The 20,867-nt window shown below is 73.6% G+C and carries 20 protein-coding genes; 12 read left to right on the top strand and 8 right to left on the bottom strand.

The window, feature by feature from the left end:
- Positions 1–125: 125 nt before the first annotated feature.
- From hisN to ACFV6D_RS25530, 5 genes are all read right to left on the bottom strand, one after another.
- Positions 126–923, bottom strand: coding sequence for a histidinol-phosphatase (hisN, locus tag ACFV6D_RS25510; protein ID WP_063347890.1), 798 nt, complete (start codon positions 921–923; stop codon positions 126–128).
- Positions 924–1,045: 122 nt separating this feature from the next.
- Positions 1,046–1,369: a multidrug efflux SMR transporter gene (locus ACFV6D_RS25515; protein ID WP_063347889.1), complete on the bottom strand. Its 324-nt coding sequence runs from the start codon at positions 1,367–1,369 to the stop codon at positions 1,046–1,048.
- A 130-nt stretch (positions 1,370–1,499) separates the two neighbouring features.
- Entirely contained in the window at positions 1,500–2,555 is a 1,056-nt protein-coding gene (gene rsgA, locus ACFV6D_RS25520; RefSeq protein ID WP_063347888.1) for a ribosome small subunit-dependent GTPase A, read from the bottom strand.
- A 15-nt stretch (positions 2,556–2,570) separates the two neighbouring features.
- Entirely contained in the window at positions 2,571–3,902 is a 1,332-nt protein-coding gene (gene aroA, locus ACFV6D_RS25525; RefSeq protein WP_063347887.1) for a 3-phosphoshikimate 1-carboxyvinyltransferase, read from the bottom strand.
- A gap of 154 nt (positions 3,903–4,056) precedes the next feature.
- Positions 4,057–4,788 carry a M50 family metallopeptidase gene (locus tag ACFV6D_RS25530; protein ID WP_063347886.1) on the bottom strand — a complete coding sequence of 244 codons (732 nt, stop codon included), beginning with the start codon at positions 4,786–4,788 and terminating at the stop codon, positions 4,057–4,059.
- Positions 4,789–4,926: 138 nt separating this feature from the next.
- Here ACFV6D_RS25530 and ACFV6D_RS25535 point away from each other — a divergent pair, with 138 nt between their 5' ends.
- The 12 genes from ACFV6D_RS25535 (at position 4,927) to ACFV6D_RS25590 (ending at position 18,846) form a co-directional block, all read left to right on the top strand.
- Complete coding sequence (locus ACFV6D_RS25535) at positions 4,927–5,679, top strand: SOS response-associated peptidase (protein WP_380429957.1); 753 nt, start codon at positions 4,927–4,929, stop codon at positions 5,677–5,679.
- Positions 5,680–5,752: 73 nt separating this feature from the next.
- Positions 5,753–6,388, top strand: coding sequence for an alpha/beta family hydrolase (locus ACFV6D_RS25540; protein ID WP_063347884.1), 636 nt, complete (start codon positions 5,753–5,755; stop codon positions 6,386–6,388).
- A 310-nt stretch (positions 6,389–6,698) separates the two neighbouring features.
- Positions 6,699–7,442 (top strand): sigma-70 family RNA polymerase sigma factor, encoded by a 744-nt coding sequence (locus ACFV6D_RS25545; protein ID WP_063351149.1) that lies wholly within the window; start codon positions 6,699–6,701, stop codon positions 7,440–7,442.
- Positions 7,439–7,846 (top strand): mycothiol system anti-sigma-R factor, encoded by a 408-nt coding sequence (gene rsrA, locus ACFV6D_RS25550; RefSeq protein ID WP_079135634.1) that lies wholly within the window; start codon positions 7,439–7,441, stop codon positions 7,844–7,846. The genes ACFV6D_RS25545 and rsrA overlap by 4 nt, the downstream gene beginning before the upstream one ends.
- 356 nt (positions 7,847–8,202) lie before the next feature.
- A complete protein-coding gene (locus tag ACFV6D_RS25555; RefSeq protein ID WP_380561227.1) occupies positions 8,203–9,651 on the top strand; it encodes an HD-GYP domain-containing protein in 1,449 nt (482 codons plus the stop codon).
- A gap of 23 nt (positions 9,652–9,674) precedes the next feature.
- The gene (locus ACFV6D_RS25560) at positions 9,675–11,006 is read left to right on the top strand and encodes an HD-GYP domain-containing protein (protein ID WP_244293371.1); all 1,332 of its coding nucleotides are present in this window, start codon (positions 9,675–9,677) and stop codon (positions 11,004–11,006) included.
- A gap of 315 nt (positions 11,007–11,321) precedes the next feature.
- Entirely contained in the window at positions 11,322–12,314 is a 993-nt protein-coding gene (locus tag ACFV6D_RS25565) for a hypothetical protein (RefSeq protein WP_063347881.1), read from the top strand.
- A gap of 83 nt (positions 12,315–12,397) precedes the next feature.
- On the top strand, positions 12,398–13,048 hold the full coding sequence (gene def, locus ACFV6D_RS25570; protein ID WP_380561228.1) for a peptide deformylase: 651 nt from the start codon (positions 12,398–12,400) through the stop codon (positions 13,046–13,048).
- Between the two features lie 351 nt (positions 13,049–13,399).
- A complete protein-coding gene (gene cseB / locus ACFV6D_RS25575) occupies positions 13,400–14,104 on the top strand; it encodes a two-component system response regulator CseB (protein ID WP_380561237.1) in 705 nt (234 codons plus the stop codon).
- Positions 14,105–14,109: 5 nt separating this feature from the next.
- Positions 14,110–15,348 carry a sensor histidine kinase gene (locus ACFV6D_RS25580; RefSeq protein ID WP_380561229.1) on the top strand — a complete coding sequence of 413 codons (1,239 nt, stop codon included), beginning with the start codon at positions 14,110–14,112 and terminating at the stop codon, positions 15,346–15,348.
- Positions 15,349–15,492: 144 nt separating this feature from the next.
- A complete protein-coding gene (locus tag ACFV6D_RS25585; protein ID WP_380561238.1) occupies positions 15,493–16,248 on the top strand; it encodes an ABC transporter ATP-binding protein in 756 nt (251 codons plus the stop codon).
- A 30-nt stretch (positions 16,249–16,278) separates the two neighbouring features.
- Complete coding sequence (locus ACFV6D_RS25590) at positions 16,279–18,846, top strand: ABC transporter permease (protein WP_380561230.1); 2,568 nt, start codon at positions 16,279–16,281, stop codon at positions 18,844–18,846.
- Positions 18,847–19,100: 254 nt separating this feature from the next.
- On the opposite strand, the gene ACFV6D_RS25595 is transcribed toward ACFV6D_RS25590, so the two are convergent.
- From ACFV6D_RS25595 to ACFV6D_RS25605, 3 genes are all read right to left on the bottom strand, one after another.
- On the bottom strand, positions 19,101–19,295 hold the full coding sequence (locus ACFV6D_RS25595; RefSeq protein WP_380342806.1) for a hypothetical protein: 195 nt from the start codon (positions 19,293–19,295) through the stop codon (positions 19,101–19,103).
- Positions 19,296–19,483: 188 nt separating this feature from the next.
- Positions 19,484–19,657, bottom strand: a complete 174-nt coding sequence (locus tag ACFV6D_RS25600) for a hypothetical protein (protein ID WP_380342804.1) — start codon at positions 19,655–19,657, stop codon at positions 19,484–19,486.
- A 442-nt stretch (positions 19,658–20,099) separates the two neighbouring features.
- Positions 20,100–20,597, bottom strand: coding sequence for a Scr1 family TA system antitoxin-like transcriptional regulator (locus ACFV6D_RS25605; RefSeq protein ID WP_380561231.1), 498 nt, complete (start codon positions 20,595–20,597; stop codon positions 20,100–20,102).
- Positions 20,598–20,867 lie beyond the last annotated feature (270 nt).

Raw genomic sequence — 20,867 nt, forward strand, 5'->3', positions numbered from 1 at the left:
CGGGCGCGCTCTCGCTCCACCGGCCACTCCGTCGCGGGGCCCCCCCCCCCTGGGCGGCCGGCCCCGTCGCCCCCGTTCCTTGCCCCCCCGGGGCCCGCACCATGTTCGGCCGTGCAAGGGAGCCCTCAGACGCTCAGGCGGCGCAGGGTCTCCTCGTGGAGGATGCCGTTGCTGGCGACGGCGTCGGCGCCGCCGGGGCCGGGCACGCCGTCCAGGCCGGTGAAGCGGCCGCCGGCCTCCTCGACGATGACGCAGTTGGCGGCCATGTCCCAGAGCGACAGCTCGGGCTCGGCGGCGATGTCGACCGCGCCCTCGGCCACCATCATGTAGGACCAGAAGTCGCCGTAGGCGCGGGTGCGCCAGCAGGCGCGGGTGAGGTCCAGGAAGGGGTCGAGGCGGCCGCGCTCCTCCCAGCCGGAGAGCGAGGAGTAGGAGAAGGAGGCGTCCTCGATCCGGGAGACGCCGGAGACGTGGATCCGGGAGGCCTTGGTGAGGCTGCGTCCGGCGTAGGCGCCGAGGTCCTTGGCCGCCCACCAGCGGCGCTGCAGCGCGGGGGCGGAGACGATGCCGACCACCGGGCGCTCGACGCCGTCCGGGCCGTCCTCCAGCAGGGCGATCAGGGTGGCCCAGACCGGGACGCCGCGGATGTAGTTCTTGGTGCCGTCGATCGGGTCGATCACCCAGCGGCGCGGGCCGGAGCCCTGGAGGCCGAACTCCTCGCCGAGCACCGCGTCGCGCGGGCGGGCGCGCTGCAGCACGCTGCGGACGAGCTCCTCGGCGGCCTTGTCGGCGTCGCTCACGGGGGTGAGGTCGGGCTTGGTCTCGACCTTCAGGTCGAGGGCGCGGAAGCGCTCCAGGGTGACCGAGTCGGCCGAGTCGGCGAGGACGTGGGCGAGTCGGAGATCGTCGTGGTAATCGGCCATGTCCGAAACCCTAGCGATCCCGCCCGGATCGGGACAGCCGGGCTCGCGGACCGGGACGGCCTGCCGGCGGCGAGCGGGCGAGCAGCGGGGGTGGGCCGGTAGCAGGGGTGGGCCGGTGACGGTCAGTGCGCCGAGCCGCTGAGCTGGAGGCCGATCACGCCGGCGATCACCAGGGAGATCGAGACCAGCTTCAGCACCGAGGTGGTCTCGTCCAGGAAGACCATGCCGTAGATGGCGGTGCCGGCCGCGCCGATGCCCGTCCACACCGCGTAGGCGGGGCCGACCGGCAGGCTCTTCAGGGACAGCGTGAGCAGGCCGAAGCTGCCCAGGGCGAACACGCAGAAGCTGATGGTGGGCCAGAGCTTGGTGAAGCCCTCGCTGAGCTTGAGGTTGATCGCGAAGCCGGTCTCCAGCAGGCCGGCCAGGACCACCAAGGCCCATGCCATCGCGTGCCCTCCCTGTCGATCGACGGGTCGGACCGCGCTGTGGCCCGACCTTCCTATGATCGCCAGGCCGGCGCGGTCCGACACCTCGAACGGTCGGGAAACCCATGGGACGGTAAAACCGCCGCCCGGGTCAGTCGCCCTCGCGGGCCTCCTTGCTGGCCAGCAGCCGGCGCAGCGAGTAGAGCCGGGCGCCCTCGGCGTGGCCGTCGGCGACCCAGGCGTCCAGCGCGCAGTCCGGTTCGTCGTGGCTGCAGGCGCGCGGGCAGTCGGCGGTGCCGGGCTCCAGGTCGGGGAAGGCGTGGATGACCCGGGACGGGTCGATGTGCGAGAGGCCGAAGGAGCGGAAGCCCGGGGTGTCGATCACCCAGCCCGGGTCCAGCGCCTTCTTGGAGCCCGGCTTGGCGCCCGGCGGCGGGGGCAGCCGCAGCGCCAAGGCGGACACGGTGGTGTGCCGGCCGCGCCCGGTGACCGCGTTGACCCGGCCGGTCTGCCGTTGGTGGTCCGGGACGAGGGCGTTGACCAGGGTGGTCTTGCCGACGCCGGAGTGGCCGATGAACACCGTGGAGAGGCCGCGCAGGTGCGCGCGGACGGCCTCGGCGCCCTCCGTCTCCAGTTCGTCCCGACGGGTGACCACGTAGTCGATGCCGAGCGGCGCGTACGACTCCAGCAGCGGCCCGGCCGGGGCGAGGTCGGCCTTGGTGAGCACCAGCAGCGGCTCCATGCCCGCGTCGTAGGCGGCCACCAGGCAGCGGTCGATCAGCCGGGGCCGGGGCTCCGGGTCGGCCAGCGCGGTGACGATGGCCAGCTGCTGGGCGTTGGCGACGACGATCCGCTCGTACGGGTCGTCGTCGTCCGCGGTGCGCCGCAGCACCGAGCTGCGCTCCTCGACCCGGACGATCCGGGCGAGCGTGTCGGTGTCCCCGGAGAGGTCGCCGACGATGTTGACCACGTCGCCCACGACGACGCCCTTGCGGCCCAGCTCGCGGGCCTTCATGGCGACGATCTCGCGTTCCTGCTTGGTGCCCGGGTCGATCAGGCAGGTCAGCCGGCCGCGGTCGACGGTCAGCACCATCGCCTCGGCGGCGTCATCGTGTTTGGGCCGGATCCGGGTCCGCGGCCGGGATCCCCGGCGGGCGGGGCGGTTGCGGATGTCGTCCTCGTCGGCGTCCTTGCCGTAGCGGCGCATGTGCTCAGTCTCCGCTCAGGCGTCCGCCACCGCTTCGCCGAGCAGTTCCGCCCACATCTTCGGGAAGTCCGGCAGGGTCTTGGCGGTGGTGGCCACGTTCTCCACCTCGACGCCGGGCACGGCCAGGCCGACCACGGCGGCGGCGGTGGCCAGGCGGTGGTCCTCGTAGGTGTGGAAGACGCCGCCGTGCAGCGGGCGCGGGCGGATGCGCAGGCCGTCCTCGGTCTCGGTGACGTCGCCGCCGAGGTCGTTGATCTCCTTGGCGAGCGCGGCGAGCCGGTCGGTCTCGTGCAGCCGCAGGTGGGCGATGCCGTACAGGTGGGACTCGGAGTCGGCCAGTGCGGCGACGGCGGCGATCACCGGGGTGAGCTCGCCGACGTCGTGCAGGTCCGCCTCGATGCCGTGGATCCGGCCGGTGCCGGTGAACTGCAGGCCCTCGTCGGTGAACTCGCAGGCGCCGCCCATCCGGGTGTAGATCTCGCGCAGCTGGTCGCCGGGCTGGCTGGTGTGCTTGGGCCAGTCGCGGACCGTCACCCGGCCGCCGGTGACCAGGGCGGCGGCGAAGAACGGCGCGGCGTTGGAGAGGTCCGGCTCGACCACCAGGTCGCGGCCGATCAGGGCGCCGGGGGTGACCCGCCAGACGTCCTTCTCGCCGCCGTCCTCGGGGGCGTCGACCTGGACGCCGGCCAGGCGCAGCATCTCGACGGTCATCCGGATGTGCGGCAGCGACGGCACCGGGCCGCCGACGTGCCGGACCTCGACGCCCTGGTTGTAGCGGGCGCCGGAGAGCAGCAGGGCGGAGACGAACTGGGACGAGGAGGAGGCGTCCAGCTCGACCGGGCCGCCGTCGAGCGCGCCGGTGCCGTGCACGGTCAGCGGGAAGGCGCCGCGGCCGCCGTCGTCGATCCGGGCGCCGAGCGCGCGCAGGGCATTGATCACGCCGTGCTGGGGGCGCTCGTAGCTGCGCGGGTCGCCGTCGAAGTGCACCGGGCCGTCGGCGAGGACGGCGAGCGGGGGCAGGAAGCGCATCACGGTGCCGGCGTTGCCGACGTCGATCGAGGCGGGGCCGCGCAGCGCGGGGGTCGGGATGACCCGCCAGGCCTCGCCGCCGCCGGTGCCGCCGGAGTCGTTGTTGACCTTCTCCTCGATGCCGACGCCGAGGGCGCGCAGGCCGTCGGCCATCAGCTGGGAGTCGCGGCTGCGCAGCGGCCGGCGCACCCAGCCGGGCTCGTCGGCGAGCGCCGCCAGCACCAGGGCTCGGTTGGTGACCGACTTGGAGCCGGGGATGGTGACGGTGGCGTCAACGGGGGTGGTCGCGACGGGGGCGGGCCACAGGGTCTCGGTCATGGGGGCAAGTTTAGGGGCCGTACCGGAACGGCCCCTGCGCCAACCGCATGGCGGGACGGGGGAGGCCCGGCGCAGGGGTTGTGGCAGCAGGCCCGTGCCGCGGGGGCGACCCGGCGCAGGGGCCGGAGCAGCAGGTTCGCGCCGAGGGTGGGGTTCAGTGCAGGGGCTGGAGCAGCCAGGTCGCGCTCAGGGCGAGGCAGGCGAGGGCGGTGAGCAGGAAGACGGTGATCCAGGCGAGGCCGGGGATGTGGGTGAGGCGGGCCAGCTGGTCGGCGTCGGAGTCGCGGGCCCAGCCGATGCGGCGCTGGTGCTGGAGTTCGAGGACCGGGCGGACGGCGCCGAACAGCAGGAACCAGCAGCCGAGGTAGGCGAAGCCGGCCTGGACCTCGGCGCTGCCGAACCAGGAGACCAGGAAGAAGGCGCCGCCGGCGACCAGCACGGTGAACAGGCCGAAGGCGTTGCGGATGCGCACCAGGAGGGCGAGCAGCAGGACGACGGCCAGCCAGAGCAGCAGGGTGATCCGGCCGGTGGAGAGCAGGGCGGCGCAGCCGAGGCCGAGCAGGGCGGGGGCGGTGTAGCCGGCGGCGGCGGTGAGGATCATGCCGGGGCCGGTGGGGCGGCCGTAGGAGAGGGTGAGGCCGGAGGTGTCGGAGTGCAGCCGGATGCCGGCGAGCCGGCGGCCGGTGACGAGGGCGATCAGGCCGTGGCCGCCTTCGTGGGCGATGGTCACGGCGTTGCGGGTGACGTGCCAGAGCGGGCGGGCGAGGACGGCGAGCAGGGCGGCGCCGGCGGTGGCCAGCACCAGCCAGCCGGGCGGCGCGGGCTGGGTGCCGGTGACCTGGTTCCACAGTTCGCCGAGGTTCTGGTCGGTGGGTTGTGCGCTCATCGTCTCGTCTCCGCCTCCGTCCGCTGCGTTGGGCCGTTCGGGGCAGCCTCCCATGCGGGGACGGGCGGGCGGGAGCGGACGGTTCTCCTGGCGGGATGAAGAAGTGGTGAGCGGGGCGGGCATGGCAAGCTGGCCCGCATGTGCGGTCGCTTCGCAGCCAGTGGCAAGCCCGAGGACATCGTCGAGCTGTTCGGCGTCGAGCAGTGGGATCCGGCTGAGACGCTGGCCCCCAACTGGAACGTCGCCCCGACCACCAGCGCCTTCGTGGTGCTGGAGCGGGTGCCGAAGGGCCGGGCGCGGCCGGTGCGCCAGCTGAGGGTGCTGCGCTGGGGCCTGGTGCCGCAGTGGTCGCGGTCGGCCGAGACGGCGGTGAAGATGATCAACGCCCGTTCGGACACGGTGCACGAGAAGCCCTCGTACCGGCAGGCGTTCGCCTCGCGGCGGTGCATCCTGCCGGTGGACGGCTACTACGAGTGGCAGACGGTGCCGGGCGAGCGCGGCAAGGCGCGCAAGAAGCCGTTCTTCGTGTCCCGGGCGGACGGCACCCCGCTGGCGCTGGCCGGGCTGTACGAGTTCTGGCGCGACCGGACGGTGCCGGCCGACCATCCGGCGGCCTGGCTGGTGACCTTCACCATCGTCACCACCGACGCCGAGGAGTCGCTGGCGCCGATCCACGAGCGGATGCCGCTGTTCCTCGACCCGGCCTCCTACGGCGAGTGGCTGGACCCGGGGCTGGACGACCCGGACGAGCTGCGCCGGCTGCTGATACCGCCGCCGCCCGGTGCGCTGCTGGCCACCCCGGTCTCGCCGGCGGTCGGCAGCATCCGCAACAACGGCCCGGAGCTGAAGGAGCCGTGGGCCGAGGCGGAGTACGAGACCACCCTGTTCTGATGTCTGAATGTCTGAAGTTTGACGATTGAGTCCTGACAGCTGAGGGAGCCTGAGCCGGTTGGAGCGACCGACGATGACCACCGAACTCGTCCCCACCGAGGTGGGGGACGCCCGGATCAGCTACCACCGGGCCGGTGCGCCGAAGGCGCTGCTGGCGCTCGGTCACGGCGCGGGCGGCGGGATCGAGGCCCGGGACCTGGTGGCGCTGGCCGCGGCGCTGCCGGCGCGCGGGATCACCGTGGCGCTGGTGGAGCAGCCCTGGCGGGTGGCGGGCAAGCGGCTCGCCCCGGCGCCGCGCACGCTGGACCGCGGCTGGACCCCGGTCGCCGGGCGGCTGGCCGGTCAGGGGCTGCCGCTGGTGGTGGGCGGGCGCAGCGCCGGGGCGCGGGTGGCCTGCCGGACCGGGGCGGCGAGCGGGGCGGTGGGGGTGGTGGCGCTGGCGTTCCCGCTGCACCCGCCGGGCCGGCCGGAGAAGAGCCGGGCGCAGGAGCTGCTGGAGTCGGGGGCGGCGACGCTGGTGGTGCAGGGTACGGCGGATCCGTTCGGCGGGCCGCAGGAGTTCCCGGAGCTGCCTCCCGGGCACGAGCTGGTGGCGGTGCCGTACGGCGGGCACGGTTTCGACGTGCCCAAGCGGGCGCCGGTGGGGCAGGACGAGGTGCTGGAGGCGATCTGCCGGGCGGTCGGGGACTGGGTGCTGCGGGTCGTCTGAGGCGGCGGGGTCGGCGGGGGCGGCCGTGAGCGGGGGGTTTCCGCTCGATCACCCGTACGAGCGATTTCGGGGCGGGCGCGGGAATGCGGGCGGGGTCGGGGTGGTTGGCACTCTCGTCAGTACGATTCCCGGTTGAGAGGCAGGGCAGATGGGTTCGATCGCGTGCCCCGAGCGGTCAGAGCAGCGCGAGGCCGCCGCGGCGTTCGGCCCCGCCTGGTCCGACTGGATTGTCGCGGGCGAGAAGCCCGTCAGCCCGATATCCTCCATTTCGGGGCGGCCCGCCGTGGGTCGTGCCCGCCATGCCGAGGAGGTGGGTCCGGTCGTCGGGACCGAGCACGAGGCCGAGCCGGGCCGGGGCCCGGAGGAGGGCCAGCCCACGGGCGAGGCGCTCACCGGTGAGGAGCTGGCCGAGGCGATCGGTGAGGACACCTTCCGGGTGTCGGCACAGGAGAGCGAGGAGGCCCGGCGGGAGCGCTTCGAGCGCGACGCCCTGGGCTACCTGGATCCGATGTACTCGGCGGCGCTGCGCATGACGCGCAACCCCGCGGACGCGGAGGACCTGCTCCAGGAGGCGTTCGCCAAGGCGTACGCGTCCTTCCACCAGTTCCGCGAGGGCACGAACCTCAAGGCCTGGCTGTACCGCATCCTCACCAACACGTTCATCAACTCGTACCGCAAGAAGCAGCGCGAGCCCCAGCGCACGGCGGCGGAGGAGATCGAGGACTGGCAGCTGGCCCGCGCCGAGTCGCACATGTCGACCGGTCTGCGCTCGGCCGAGACCCAGGCGCTCGACCACCTCCCCGACAGCGATGTGAAGGACGCGCTCCAGGCCATTCCGGAGGAATTCCGGATCGCCGTGTACCTCGCGGACGTAGAAGGCTTTGCGTACAAGGAGATCGCGGACATCATGGGTACTCCCATCGGCACGGTGATGTCCCGGCTGCACCGCGGCCGCCGTCAGCTGCGCGGCATGCTGGAGGATTACGCCCGTGAGCGCGGGCTCGTCCCGGCCGGCAGCGGGGCAGGGCAGGAAGCGAAGGGCTCGGGCTCATGAGCTGCGGCGATCCGCACGACACGGAGTGTGGCGAGGTCCTCGACCACCTCTACGAATTCCTCGACAACGAGATGGCCGAGGGCGACTGCGCCAAGCTGCGGGTGCACTTCGAGGAGTGCTCGCCCTGCCTGAAGCAGTACGGGCTGGAGCAGGCGATCAAGGCGCTGATCAAGCGTTCCTGCGGCTGCGACGACACCCCGGCTGACCTGCGCAGCAAGGTGCTGGCCAGGATCGACTCGATCCGGGCGGGGCAGCGTTCGGGCGAGCAGGTGGTGGTCGCCGTCGACACCACGGTCGAGCTGCACGTCGAGACGGACCGGCCGGCGCCGGCCGCCGGCGAGGCCCCGGAGGAGCCGACGGTCCGGCCCGGTGCCACCGTCGAGGCGGGCGCCCCGGCGGAGTAGCCGGGCGGCCGTTCAACGGCTGGGCGGTCGTTCAACGGCCGGGCGGAGCAAGCGGACGGGCCCGCCGGCGAGGGCGGGCCGAGCAGTCCGGACACGGAGTCAGACGGCCCCGGGAGCGTGCGCTCCCGGGGCCGCTCCCGTTGTGCTTGCGTGCGCCCCTCACTCGTTCGGGTGAGTTGGCGGTGCGCCAGCAGCGTCGTCGCGCCATCATGCGTCCTTGCGCCCGGGTGGCGGCCTATCCTCCTGACGGACGCTCACCGCCGGTCCGCCCGGCGAGCTGAGGCAACGCGGGCCCGGACGTCGGGGAGGTCGAGATCGCTATCGACGGCGAAGACGCGGCCCTGCCGGAGGGGGCGATGCGCTACCTGGTGGCCGTCCCGGTGGCGGCGCTGTGCTGCCTGCTGCCACTGCTGCCGACCGGCGTGCCGCCCGGGCTCCCGCGCTGGCTCGGCGCCCCGGTGGACTGGCCCAAGGTCGGGCTGCTGGCCTTCCTGCACGGCTGCTGGGAGTCGCTGGCCCAGGGCCTGCCGACGCCCTGCCTGCGGCTGGTCCGCCGACTGCTGCGCCGACCGCCGCCGCCCGAGCGGGCGCTCTCCCGCCCCGGGGTCAACGCCTTCTTCCCGGTGCTGTTCGCCGGCGTGCTGATGCTGCCGCCGGCCGCCGCCGCGCTGGTCGCGGTGCCCGCCGCGGTGTTCGGCGGCCCGGCCGGGCACGGCTGCCGGACCCGCCAGCTGTGGAACGGCTCCCAGCTCGCGCTGTGCGCCTTCGCCGCCGCGGCCGCCTTCCACCTGCTGCACGGGCCGCAACTGCTGCTCGGCTCCCGCTTCCCGGCCGCGCTGCTGCCCGGCTTCGCCGCCGTCGTCACGTTCTGCCTGGTCAACGGGGTGCTGGTGGGCGCGATGCTGATGCTCGCGGAGGACCGCCGGCCCGTCGTGCTGCTGCGCGGGGCGGTCGCGGTGTGCGGGCTGCCGGTGCTCGTGCACGCGGCCGGCGGCCTGATGGTGGCCGTGCTCTGGCAGGGCCCGTACGGGGCGTTCGCGGCACTGCTGGCGCTGCTGCCACTGTCGATCTCGGCCTGGGTGTTCGCCCAGGGCCAGCGCGAGCGGGACGCCCACCAGGCCACCGTGCAGTCGCTGGTGCAGGCCGTGGAGATCAAGGACTCGTACACCCGCGGGCACAGCGAACGGGTCGGCCGGGCCTCGGTGCTGATCGCCGGTCAGCTCGGCATGGAGGCCGATCGGCTGCGCACCCTGCGCTTCGCGGGGATCCTGCACGACGTCGGCAAGCTGGGCGTGGCCACCGAGTTGCTGCGCAGAAACGGTCCCCTCAGCGAGGCGGAGCGGCGGGCCGTCGAGATCCACCCGGTGTACGGGTACGAGCTGGTGCGCGGGATCGCCTTCCTCGGCGAGGCGCACGCCGGGATCCTGCACCACCACGAGCGGATGGACGGCCGGGGCTACCCGAGCGGGCTGGTCGGCGAGCAGATCCCCGAGTTCGCCCGGATCATCTCGGTCGCCGACGCCTTCGACTCGATGACCTCCACCCGCTCCTACCGGCGCGGCCGCCCGGTCGCCGAGGCCGTGGCGGAGCTGGAGCGCTGCTCGGGCAGCCAGTTCGACCCGGTGATGGTCCGGGCGCTGATCGACGCGCTGGCCGGGCACGACTGGCAGCCGGTGCTGCCGCCGCCCGGGGACGGCATCCGGGCCGTCCCCGACATTCCGCTCGGGGTGCCCGAGCCGGCGCGGGCGGCGCCGGGCCGGGTGCCCGCGCAGGGCGGGAGCGTCCCCACGGCCGGGCAGCCGTGACCGCGGCCGGCCGGGAGGCCCGCGTGGTGCACGCGGCGGCGGCCGCGCTGCTGGTGTTCGCGGTGGGCGCGGTCGCGGTGCGCGGGGTGGCCGGGGCGAGGGTCGCGCTGGCGTTCACGGCGCTGATCGCGCTCGGCGAGTGCGTCCGGATCACCCTTCCGGGCGACCGCGAACAGGCGCCGATCGGCGCGGCCGGCGCGCTGGCGTACGCCCTGCTCGGGCCGCTGCGCGGGGTGCCCACCGCGCACGGGATGCTCCAGGTGGTCGCGGTGACCGGCGTCGGCCTGCTGCTGGCCTGGCTGCCCGGCCTCGCACTGCCCTGGCTCAGGGCGTGCCGACCGGGTCGGGGCCGACCGGGCCTGACCCAGCGGGCCCGCCCCGGCCGCCCGCACCGGCGCCCGCCCTGGGCCGACCCGGCCCGGCGGGACAGCGCCGCCCGCCGGCTGCTCGGGGTCGGCTTCGCCGCCGCCGTCTTCCAGCCGCTCTACAACGGCGGACTGGTCGACCGCTTCTCGCCCGAGGGCCCGGCGTACGGGGTGTTCCTGACCGCCGTCGCCGCGCTGGCCGCGCTCTGCGACGCGACCCTGGCGGCGCTGCTGCGCCGGTCGGCGGCCGGCCTGGAGGGCGGACTGCGGTTCCCGGCGGCGCTGGAGGACGAACTGCGCTCGCTGTTCGGGATCGGCTCGGCGATCGTCGCGACGGGGATGCTGGTCAGCCTGGCGGCCGGCGAGGTCGGGCTGTGGGCGCTGCCGCTGTTCTGCACCCCGCTGCTGCTCGCCCAGGTGTCCTTCCGGCGGGCCGCGGCCGTGCGGGCCACCACCGGGCAGACCATCGCCAGCCTGGCCCGGGCCACCGAGGTGGCCGGCTACACCCCGCACGGGCACGCCCGCCGGGTCGCGGACACGGCGTGCGCGCTGGGGCGCGAGCTGGGGCTGGGCACCCGGGAACTCGCCCTGCTGGAGTACGCGGCGCTGATGCACGACGTGGGCCAGCTGTCGCTGGTCGAGCCGGTGCCGGACGGCGCGACCGCGCTGCTGCCCTGCGCCGAGCAGCAGCGGATCGCCCGGCTGGGCAGCGAGGTGATCCGCCGCACCGGGGTGCCCCGGCAGGTCGCCGAGCAGGTCGCCCGGCTGGCCGATCCGGTGCTCGGCACGGCCGGCGGGGACGGCGCGGTGCCGCTGGCGGCCCGGATCATCCGGGTGGCCAATGCCCACGACGACCTGCTGACGGCGGCCCGCGGCCGCGGGGTCGGCGAGGCGGTGGGCCGGCTGGAGGCGCTGGAGGTGCTGCGGCTGGGGCGCGGCCGGGTGTACGACGCCCGGGTGGTGGACGCGCTGGCCCGGGTCGGCGGCTAGGGCCTGTCCAGGCGGGCTTGGGTGCGGGCTTGAGTCCGACGGTCGGCCCGGGTCCCGTCGAGTGCCGCGGGGCGGACCGGCGGAGCGCCGCGGACCGGCGGGCCTGCGCCGGGGTTGAGGCGGGGCGGCCGGGCGGGCAGGCTGGGTAGGGGCGGCCCCAACCTCGCCGGTGGGGAGCGCGGGCGGGGGCGGGCGTGGTTGGATGCGGTCGTAGCGTGGAACACCGACCCGGGGCACCGTGCCCCGGACCCCCGCGGAAGTGGATCCGGACGCGGCGGTACGGGACTTGAGCGGACGACGACGGCAGGGACGAACGTGAGGATCTTCCACCGGGCACGGCACCGGCCGTCCGCCACCTGGCGGCAGACGACCGACCGGGCCTTCACGCTGATCGGTGACGGCCGCTACGAGGACGCCGGCGCGCTGCTGGTGATGGCCGCCGACCTGGAGCCCTGGCTGTCCGACTCCTGGTTCAACCTCGCCCTGCTGCACAAGTTCCGCCGGGACTGGGAGCAGGCCCGCTCGGCCGGGCTGCGGGCCGTCGCCCTGCTGGACCGCGAGCACGGCGCCCCCGACTGGTGGAACCTCGGCATCACCGCGACCGCCTTGCAGGACTGGCCGCTGGCCCGCCGCGCCTGGCAGGCGTACGGGCTGAAGCTGCCCGGCGGCCCGGGCGGGCAGCCGGACGGCCCGGTCAGCCTGGACCTCGGCACCACCCCGGTGCGGCTCTCCCCGGACGGCGAGTCCGAGGTGGTGTGGGGCCGCAGGCTGGACCCGGCCCGGATCGAGGTGCTGTCCATCCCGCTGCCCTCCTCCGGCCGCCGTTGGGGCGAGGTGGTGCTGCACGACGGCGCCCCGCACGGCGAGCGGGTCACCGACGGGGTCGCCTACCCGGTGTTCGACGAGATCGAGCTGTGGGCGCCGTCCCCGGTGCCGACCTACGTGGTGCTGCTCCAGGCCGCCACGGCGGGGGACCGGGACGCGCTGGAGCGGGTCGTCGCGGACGCCGGCTACGCGGCGGAGGACTGGACGTCCTCGGTGCGGCTGCTCTGCCGGGCCTGCTCGGAGAGCCGGATGGCCACGGACGACGGGCACACCGCCCACCACGACCCGCACGACGACGGCGACGCCGCGCACCCCGGACACCTCAGCCACCTCAGCCAGGGCGGGGAGGCCGGAATGTCCTGGTTGGTGGAGCGCGAGTGCGGGATCGCCGCGCCCGCCCTGCTGGTCCGCTCGCTGCTGGACCGCTGGGCCGCGGCCTCGCCCGGTACACGGGCGTACCGCGATCTGGAGGAAGTCTGTTGAGCGCGCCGCTTACCCTTGAGCGGTGTACCCGGCGAGAGCCGAATACCTGGACCATTCTCGGAAGCGGAAGCGGATAAGCAGCGATGGCGGAGCAGCACGACCACCAGCACGACCACGACCACGACCACGACCAGGAGTCGGCGGCCGACGAGGCCCCGCTGAAGGTGGTCGGCGAGCAGCCGGACCTCTCCAAGGGCACCGCGCGTCCGATCACCGTGGTGGGCAACCCGGTCCTGCACCGCGAGGTCAAGGACGTCACCGCGTTCGACGGTGAGCTGTCCGCGTTGATCGACGACATGTTCCAGTCGATGTATGCGGCCGAGGGCGTGGGCCTGGCGGCCAATCAGATCGGCGTGGACCTGAAGGTCTTCGTCTACGACTGCCCGGACGATGAGGGCGTGCGCCACATCGGCCACGTGATCAACCCGAAGCTGGAGGAGTACCCGGCGGACCGCCGGCGGGTGCTGGACGACAGCAACGAGGGCTGCCTGTCGGTGCCGGGCGCGTACGCCGAGCTGCCCCGCCCGGAGTACGCGGCGGTGACCGGCGTGGACAAGGACGGCCGGCCGATCCGGGTCGAGGGCACCGGCTTCTTCGCCCGCTGCCTGCAGCACGAGACCGACCACCTGTTCGGCACCCTCTACATCGACAAGCTGTCGAAGCGGGACCGCAAGGACGCGCTGAAGCAGATGGCCGAGGGCACCGCGCGGTACGCGACCGTGGCGAACGACTGACGAACCGTCAAGGGTCGGGGCGCGACGGGCGTCCCGGCCCTTTGCGTTTCCGCACTTGGCGTTCCCGTTCTTGGCGTTCCCGCTCTTGACGCCTCCAGCGCTACCTGGCCCAGGGCCTGACCGCCGGGTCGGTCAAGGGGTGATCGGTGGCGGGTTCGGCGGGGGGTTCGGCGGTGGGTTTGTATCCGCCGGGTATCAGGGAGCGCGCGGCCTGACGTCGATGTGGGCGAGGAGGCCGGGGCGTCCGATATCTGCCGTATCGTGCCCTTGTCCGTTGCCGCCCGTCACCCGCTGCCGTCCGCCGCCGTTTGTCGCTGTCCGAGCAGGAGCTGTCCGCCCGTGTCCTCGCCCATGCCGCCCCCGCACCCCGTCCGCGTGCTGCTGGTCGAGGACGACGAGCTGATGCGCCGCTCCTTCACCGTCGCGCTGGAACGCTACGGCTACGGGATGCGCGCCGCGGCGGACGGCCTCACGGCGCTGGAGCTGTTCCGGGACGAGCAGTTCGACCTGCTGATCCTGGACGTGATGCTGCCCGGCCTGGACGGGATCGGCCTGTGCCGCAAGGTCCGGGAGACCAGCCTGGTGCCCGTCCTGATGATGTCCGCGCGCGGCGACGGCCTCGACGTCGTCGCCGGCCTGGAGGCCGGGGCGGACGACTACGTGGTCAAGCCCGTGGACACGTACGTGTTGGTGGCGCGCATCCGCTCGCTGCTGCGGCGGGCGACGTACGCGCCACCCGTCCCGGCGCCCTCGCCCGGAGCCGCCGACGGGGACGTCCTGGTGTTCGGGGACCTCACCGTCGACACCGCCGGAATGGAGGTGTCCGTCGGCGGGGCGCCGGTGGCGCTGACCCCGACCGAGCTGAAGCTGCTGCTGGAGTTCGCCGCCCACCCCGGCGTCGTGCTGGAGCGGCACACCCTGCTGCGCAACGTCTGGGAGTACGGCTGGGACGGCGACAGCCGGGTCGTGGACCTGTGCGTGCAGCGGCTGCGCCGCAAGCTCGGCCGGGAGCGGATCGAGACGGTCCGGGGCTTCGGCTACAAGCTCAGGCGCTGAGAGCGGTGCACACGACTCCCCGGCCCGCCCGCGCGCCCCTGCGCTGGAAGATCGCCGCGCTGGCCGCCGCCACCGCCTGCCTCGTCGCGGCGGCGGTCGGGGTGCTGGTGCACCTGTGGACCGCGCACGACATCCGCAGCCGGGCCGAGGCGCAGGCCTTCAATGCCGTCTACTCGGCCATGGACGTCTACCGGCGCACCGGATCGCTGGCGGACGGCGCCGAACTCGACCCCGTCGACCTGCCCGCCGCCCTGCGCCACCCGGCCGACGGCGAACGGCACACGGCCTACGACGGGCACGCCGAAGGGAACTCGGGCCCGAGCTACTGGGCCGCCCAGCGCACCGGCGGGCCCGGCAGCCCCGTCCTCGCCCTCCGGGTCAACCTGGCACCGCAGCTCTCCGACCTGCCCCGGCTGGACGCGGCGATGGCGGTGGCCTCGCTGGTCGCGCTCGCGGCGGCCACGCCGGCCGCGGTCTACGGGGCCGGACTGCTCGCCCGCCGACTGCGGCGGGTCGCCGAGACGGCGGGCCGGATCTCCGCCGGGGACCTCGACGCCCGGACCGGGCCCACCAAGGGCGGCGACGAAGTCGCCGACATCGCGGCGACGGTGGATCTGATGGCCGACAGCCTCGGCCAACGGCTGCGCTCTGAACGGCAGTTCACCGCGGACGTGGCGCACGAGCTGCGCACACCGGTCGGCGGACTGCTGGCCGCCGTCGACCTGCTGCCGGCCGGCGAGACCGAGGACCTGATCCGGGCGCGGGTGCGGGACCTGTGCGGGCTGGTCGAGGACCTGCTGGAGATCTCACGGCTGGACGCCGGGGCGGAGGAGGTGGCGCGGGCCCGGGTGCCGCTCGCGGCCGTCGTCCGGGAGGCCGCGCTGCGCACCGGGTTCGAGGCCGAGATCGCCTTGGCGGCGGAGCGGACGGTGGAGACCGACCCGCGGCGGCTGGAACGGATCGTCGGCAACCTCGTCGTCAACGCGCACCGGCACGGGGCCGCCCCCGTCCTGGTCACCGTCCAGGACCGTACGGTCGTCGTGCGCGACCACGGCCCCGGCTTCCCGCCGGACCTGCTGCGCCACGGCCCGCGCCGCTTCCACACCGGCGCCGCCGAGCGCGGCACGGGCCACGGGCTGGGGCTCACCATCGCGCTGGGGCAGGCCCGGCTGCTCGGGGCGGAGCTGCGCTTCGACAACGCGGAGGACGGCGGCGCGGTGGCGACGCTGCGGCTGCCGGGCTGACCGCGGCAGTTGCTACGGGACTGCTGCGAAGCGGCGCGGGGACTGATACACGGTGGCGCAGGGGCCTGATACGTGCTCCGGACACCCTTCGAAGTGCACCGACTCGCACCTCGACTCGCGCCTTCGGACAGGAGCCCCCTCGTGATCGCCAACCCCCTTGCCCTGCAAGCGACCTCCGGGGTCGCGGCCGCCGTCGTCGACCTGACGAAGACCTACGGCGGCGGCGACACCCGGGTCACCGCCCTGGACCGGGTCAGCGTGGCCTTCCGGGAGGGCGAGTTCACCGCGATCATGGGCCCGTCCGGCTGCGGCAAGTCCACCCTGATGCACTGCGCGGCCGGGCTCGACACCCCCACGTCGGGGTCGGTGCGGATCGGCACGACGGAGCTGGGCGGCCTGGGCGACCGGCAGCTCACCCGGCTGCGGCGGGACCGGGTCGGCTTCATCTTCCAGGCGTTCAACCTGCTGCCCACCCTGACCGCGCTGGAGAACATCACGCTCCCGCTGTCGCTGGCCGGGCGCACGCCGGACCGGCAGTGGCTGGACCGGGTGGTGTCGATGGTCGGGCTCTCCCATCGCCTCGACCACCGGCCGGCCGAATTGTCCGGCGGGCAGCAGCAGCGCGTCGCGGTCGCCCGGGCGCTGGTCGCGCGGCCCTCGATCGTGTTCGGCGACGAGCCGACCGGCAACCTCGACTCCCGGGCCGGGGGCGAGGTGCTCGGCTTCCTGCGCGGCTCCGTCAGGGAGTTGGGACAGACGGTGGTCATGGTGACCCACGACCCGGTGGCCGCCGGGTACGCGGACCGGGTGGTGTTCCTGGCCGACGGGCGGCTGGTCGACGAGATGGCGCACCCGACGCCGGACCGGGTGCTGGACGTCATGAAGTCCTTCGCCGGCTGACCCCGCACCCGCCACTTCCGAAAGCTGATCATGCTGACCACAGCCCTGCGCAACGTCCTGGCGCACAAGGCCCGGCTGCTCATGACCGTCCTCGCGGTCTGCCTCGGCGTCGCCTTCGTCTCCGGCACCCTCGTCTTCGCGGACTCGACCGCCGCCGTCCAGCGGGCGGCCGCGTCCCGCACCTTCGCCGACGTCGCGGTCAGCGTCACCGCGAAGGAGCCCGTCGCCACTCCTGACCAGCCGGGCGTATTGACCGACGTGCTGGCGCGCAGGCTCGCGGACGTGCCCGGCGTCGCGGCGGTACGGCCGTCGGTTGACGGGAGCGCCACCTTGAACGCGGCCGACGGCAGGCCGCTGCGGGTCAAGCGGGGTACGAACCTCGCGGCCGCCTACGTCCCGGGGCGCGACGGCAAGGACGTCCGCTACCCCGTGGTCGAGGGGCGGGCCCCCGCCGGTGCCGACGAGATCGCCGTCGACCGGGGCACCGCGGCCGCCGGCCGGTACCGGGTGGGCGACACGATCACGCTCGCCACGGACGGCCCGGCCCTCACCGCGCGCCTGGTCGGCACCGTCACCACCGGGGACACCCGGGTCACGGCCGGCGGCACGCTCACCCTGTTCGACCGGGCCACCGCACAGCGGCTGTTCGCAACTCCCGGGAACTACACCAGCCTTGAAGTCTCCGCCGGACCGGGCGCCGGCCAGTACGAGCTGGCGGAGCGGATCGCCGCCACCCTGCCGCCCGGCACGGCCGAGGTCACCACCGGACAGGCGCAGGCGGACCAACAGGCCCTCTACGTCGGCACGTTGACCCGGGGCTACCAGAAGCTGCCGATGGTCTTCGCCGGGGTGTCGCTGTTCATCGGCTCGTTCCTTGTGGTCAACACCTTCACCATGCTCGTCGCCCGGCGCACCCGGGAGATCGCCCTGCTGCGGGCGGTGGGCGCGACACGGCGCCAGGTGGTGCGCTCACTGCTGGCCGAAGCGGCGCTGGTCGGGGTCGTCGCGTCGATGGCGGGGTTCGCCCTCGGGCTCGGCATCGCGGCCGTACTGCCCGGACTGCTGAGCGGTGACGGGAACCAGGTGCCGAAGGGCCCGCTCGTCATCGGGCCCCGGCCGGTGGCGGCGGCCCTGTTCGTCGGGGTCGGCGTGACGGTGCCGGCCGCCTGGCTGCCGTCGCGCAGGGCGGCGCGGATCGCGCCGATCGAGGCGCTGCGGGCGGCGGCCGCGCCGCCCGGCGGGCGCTCACGGCTGCGTCCGATCGCCGGGGTGGGGCTGCTCGTGCTCGGCGCCGGCCTGCTGACCGCGCTCGCGCGTTCGGCCGAGGACGCCTCCGAGGAGAACCTGCGCAACGCGATGCTCGGCTGCGGGGTCCTGGTCGTCGCCCTGATCGTGCTGGCGCCGACCCTCGCCGTCCCGGTGATCCGGCTGACGGGCCGCCTCACCCGGCGGTTCGGCGTCGCCGGCCTCCTGGCCCGGCAGAACGCGCTGCGCGACCCCCGGCGCACGGCGGCGACCGCCGCCACGCTGCTGATCAGCACGGCACTGGTCAGCGGGCTCGCCACCATCGGCCACTCCACCGGGCAGGCCCTCGACCGGCAGACGGCGGACGGGCTCGCGGCCGACTACGTGATCAGCACCGGCGACACCATGACCGGCATCGACCCGGCCGCCGTCCAGCGGGTGGCCGGCGCCCCCGGGGTGCGCGGCGCGAGCGCGGTCGCCGACTCCACGGCGGTCATCGGCGGCAAGGTACGCGAGATCTCCGGCATCGACCCGGCCGACGTAGAGCCGGCCGACGTAGAGCCGGACGGCGTCGGCCAGGTGCTGAAGCTCGACTTCGTGAGCGGCTCCGCGCAGGACCTCGGGCCCGGCCGGATCGCCGTCTCCAGCAGCGTCGCCCGGGAGACCGGGGTGAGCGCGGGAGGCCAGGTCAACGCCCGCCTCGGCCGGAGCGAGGAGTTCACGCGGTACACCGTCGTCGGCGTCTACCAGGACAACCCCACCGCCCACGACGCGGTCGGCGCCCGGGCCGACGTGCAGAAGCACAGCTTCAAGCCCGGCTCCGTCCAGCGGATTCTCGTCCGGGGCGACAGCGCGTCCGGAGAGGGGCTGCGGGCGGCGGTCGGCAACAACCCGCTCCTGAAGGTGCAGAACCGGGCCGAACTGGTGCGCGAAGCGGCGGGGACGATGGGCGACCTGCTGACGCTGATGTACGGGCTCCTCGGCATCGGCGTCGTGATCTCCGCCCTCGGCATCGTCAACACCCTGGCCATGTCCGTCACCGAACGGACGCGCGAGATCGGCGTCCTGCGCGCCATCGGCATGGACCGCGGGAGCATCCGTCGGATGATCCGCCTGGAAGCCGTGACGGTCGCGGCCTTCGGCACCCTGCTCGGCCTGGCCGCCGGCCTGTTCGGCGCCTGGGCCATCGGCGCCCTGGCCGGCGGCGCGGTCAAGCAGTACACGCTGGCCGTGCCCTGGGGGACCCTGGCCCTCCTCTGCCTCGCCTCCCTCACCATCGGCGCCCTCGCCGCCACCCTCCCCGCCCGCCGGGCAGCCACCCTCAGCCCCCTGGAGGCGGTCGCGGCGGCGTGAGCGCCCCGCCTGCCCGACGGTCCCCGCCCGGCGCGAACGCCGGGCGGGGACCGTCAGCGCCGGGTCGGGCACGGGCTGTCCGGCCAGATCCTGTGGGGGCACGCGATCACGTAGTGGCCCGACCAGCGGCTGTCGGACACCCAGCGGGACCACACCACGTCTGCGGCACCCTCTAATTGCTCGATCGCGCGGAGTCGCCGTGCCTTGGTGGGAAGCCACGGATCGCCGCCCGGCGTGTGCTCCTCGTACCGCGCCTAAAGCCAGTCGGCCGCGTCGGCCGCCGTCTCCCAGGTGCCCCGGATCTGGGCGGTGGGCCGCAGCAGCCACCAGCCGGTCATCATCGGCGGGAGTTCCGAGAGGCCGAACCGTGCGGCCTCGATCGGGCGACGCTCCGGCTCCTTCGCCAGCAGTCGGCCGTCACCGGCCCACTCGTAGCCGTGGAAGTGCAACTGTGCTTCTCCTCGGAGACGTTGAAGCCCCGGCCGCCCGCACGGTTGAACTCGACCCGGGAGAGGTCGAGTTCGTACAGGTTGCGCTCAGTCATCGCCTGCACCTTCCGGTATCGCTTCGGGGCAGCACGGAACGGCCCCGCCCCGCCCAGGACTTGGGCGGAAGACTCAAGGGGAGGGGAGGACCGTCACCGCCACAGGCTGATGCGGGTGGTGAGCTGGTCGGCCGGCACCTGACGCGACGGGCTGTCCGGCTCGAACAGTGGCCGGACCAGCGCCCGGCCGTCCTGTGCCCCCACGATTTCGACCAGGCGCCCGGTCGTCAGGTCCCTCCGGACCGGGTTGTTGTCGATCCGCTCCATGAGTTCCGCGTGCGTACGGCGACGTGTGGTGCCAGGCGGCTGTGCGAAACCGTCAGTGGGTATGGAGCGCTTCTGTGGCTCTCGAATCATTTCGGCGAGTCACCAAATTACCGGGGCGTTTGGGGTTATTCCTGCACGCTTTCCTGTTCCCGACAGAACTCTCCACGGCCCATTTCAGGTGGTCGCTCCGGATGCGTGCGCAGGAAGTCGGACTGGCCGACTTCCTGCGCCGCGAAGGTCCGCTGGGGTCATTCCTGCCGGGTGTCTCGGCTATTGGCAGAGATCCTGCGGCGTCTGCCGCTCAAGCTTCCGCTCAAGGGTTGCCAGCTCAACCTGCTTCTTGTCCGCGCCGTTTTCGGCGGAGGGTTCTGGCGTCCTGCCGCCCTGGGCCTGCGATCCGTGCTGAATCCGACCTGCTTTCCATTGCGGCTCCCTTGGCGTTTTATTCCTGAAAGAACTCGTCCCGGATTCCTTCGATCAGGTCCCGCATGTCATCTCCATGTAGTGCCGCGGCGTCTAATCTGAGGAATGTTGACATGTAGAGAGCGACATCCCTCGGATCGCGAGTTGTGATCTCTGAATGAAACGTCTCCACAATGACCAGGCGATCATCATGCATGCTGAAGCATGTCATCGGAAAGTCCGGCATCAGCCTTTTGGCGGGAAGAACTCCGATGGTTAAATTGGGAATCCGGGGCAGCGAAACCAGGCGCTCGAGCTGCGTAGCAATGATGGCAGGAGGGCATATCCGCCACCGCAGGACATGCTCACAAATGACGAAATGGAACTCTCTCTGGCTGTCGTACAGGACGGCCTGGCGCTCCAGTCGTGCCGCGATCGTCTTTGCCTTGGCTTCCTTGTACTCCCTGAAGGGCAGGGCGTGAGCCAGAGCAATCTCCCGGTACTGGCGGTACTCGTCGAGGCGGTCCTCGGGCAGCAACTCTGCGCCGATGAACTGTCCTGCGTCTGCGTAGTCCCCGTGGGCGCAGGGTCAAGAACCCGATCTTTCCAGAACGGGAAAGTGGTTGGGCCGCCCCCGTTCGGCGTGAATACCGGGCGGGGGCGGGGGAGTTCAGAGGTGATGAGGCGGTCGGGTCGGTACAGACAGAGGTGCCCCGCGCGGCGGTGTGCCGGGCGGGGCACCGCTGGTGTGTGTGAGTGCTTTTTAAATCCTAGTGGAACGGGGACGTGCCAAAGAACGCGGCCCGCT

Source organism: Kitasatospora sp. NPDC059812, assembly GCF_042732075.1.
Taxonomy (GTDB): Bacteria; Actinomycetota; Actinomycetes; order Streptomycetales; family Streptomycetaceae; genus Kitasatospora.

What these genes read in the sequence shown, in the direction of transcription:
- hisN (WP_063347890.1), bottom strand. Translation starts at nt 923, where the DNA reads ATGGCCGATTACCACGACGATCTCCGACTCGCCCACGTCCTCGCCGAC.
- ACFV6D_RS25515 (WP_063347889.1), bottom strand. Translation starts at nt 1,369, where the DNA reads ATGGCATGGGCCTTGGTGGTCCTGGCCGGCCTGCTGGAGACCGGCTTC.
- rsgA (WP_063347888.1), bottom strand. Translation starts at nt 2,555, where the DNA reads ATGCGCCGCTACGGCAAGGACGCCGACGAGGACGACATCCGCAACCGC.
- aroA (WP_063347887.1), bottom strand. Translation starts at nt 3,902, where the DNA reads ATGACCGAGACCCTGTGGCCCGCCCCCGTCGCGACCACCCCCGTTGAC.
- ACFV6D_RS25530 (WP_063347886.1), bottom strand. Translation starts at nt 4,788, where the DNA reads ATGAGCGCACAACCCACCGACCAGAACCTCGGCGAACTGTGGAACCAG.
- ACFV6D_RS25535 (WP_380429957.1), top strand. Translation starts at nt 4,927, where the DNA reads ATGTGCGGTCGCTTCGCAGCCAGTGGCAAGCCCGAGGACATCGTCGAG.
- ACFV6D_RS25540 (WP_063347884.1), top strand. Translation starts at nt 5,753, where the DNA reads ATGACCACCGAACTCGTCCCCACCGAGGTGGGGGACGCCCGGATCAGC.
- rsrA (WP_079135634.1), top strand. Translation starts at nt 7,439, where the DNA reads ATGAGCTGCGGCGATCCGCACGACACGGAGTGTGGCGAGGTCCTCGAC.
- ACFV6D_RS25555 (WP_380561227.1), top strand. Translation starts at nt 8,203, where the DNA reads ATGCGCTACCTGGTGGCCGTCCCGGTGGCGGCGCTGTGCTGCCTGCTG.
- def (WP_380561228.1), top strand. Translation starts at nt 12,398, where the DNA reads ATGGCGGAGCAGCACGACCACCAGCACGACCACGACCACGACCACGAC.
- cseB (WP_380561237.1), top strand. Translation starts at nt 13,400, where the DNA reads ATGCCGCCCCCGCACCCCGTCCGCGTGCTGCTGGTCGAGGACGACGAG.
- ACFV6D_RS25590 (WP_380561230.1), top strand. Translation starts at nt 16,279, where the DNA reads ATGCTGACCACAGCCCTGCGCAACGTCCTGGCGCACAAGGCCCGGCTG.
- ACFV6D_RS25600 (WP_380342804.1), bottom strand. Translation starts at nt 19,657, where the DNA reads ATGGAGCGGATCGACAACAACCCGGTCCGGAGGGACCTGACGACCGGG.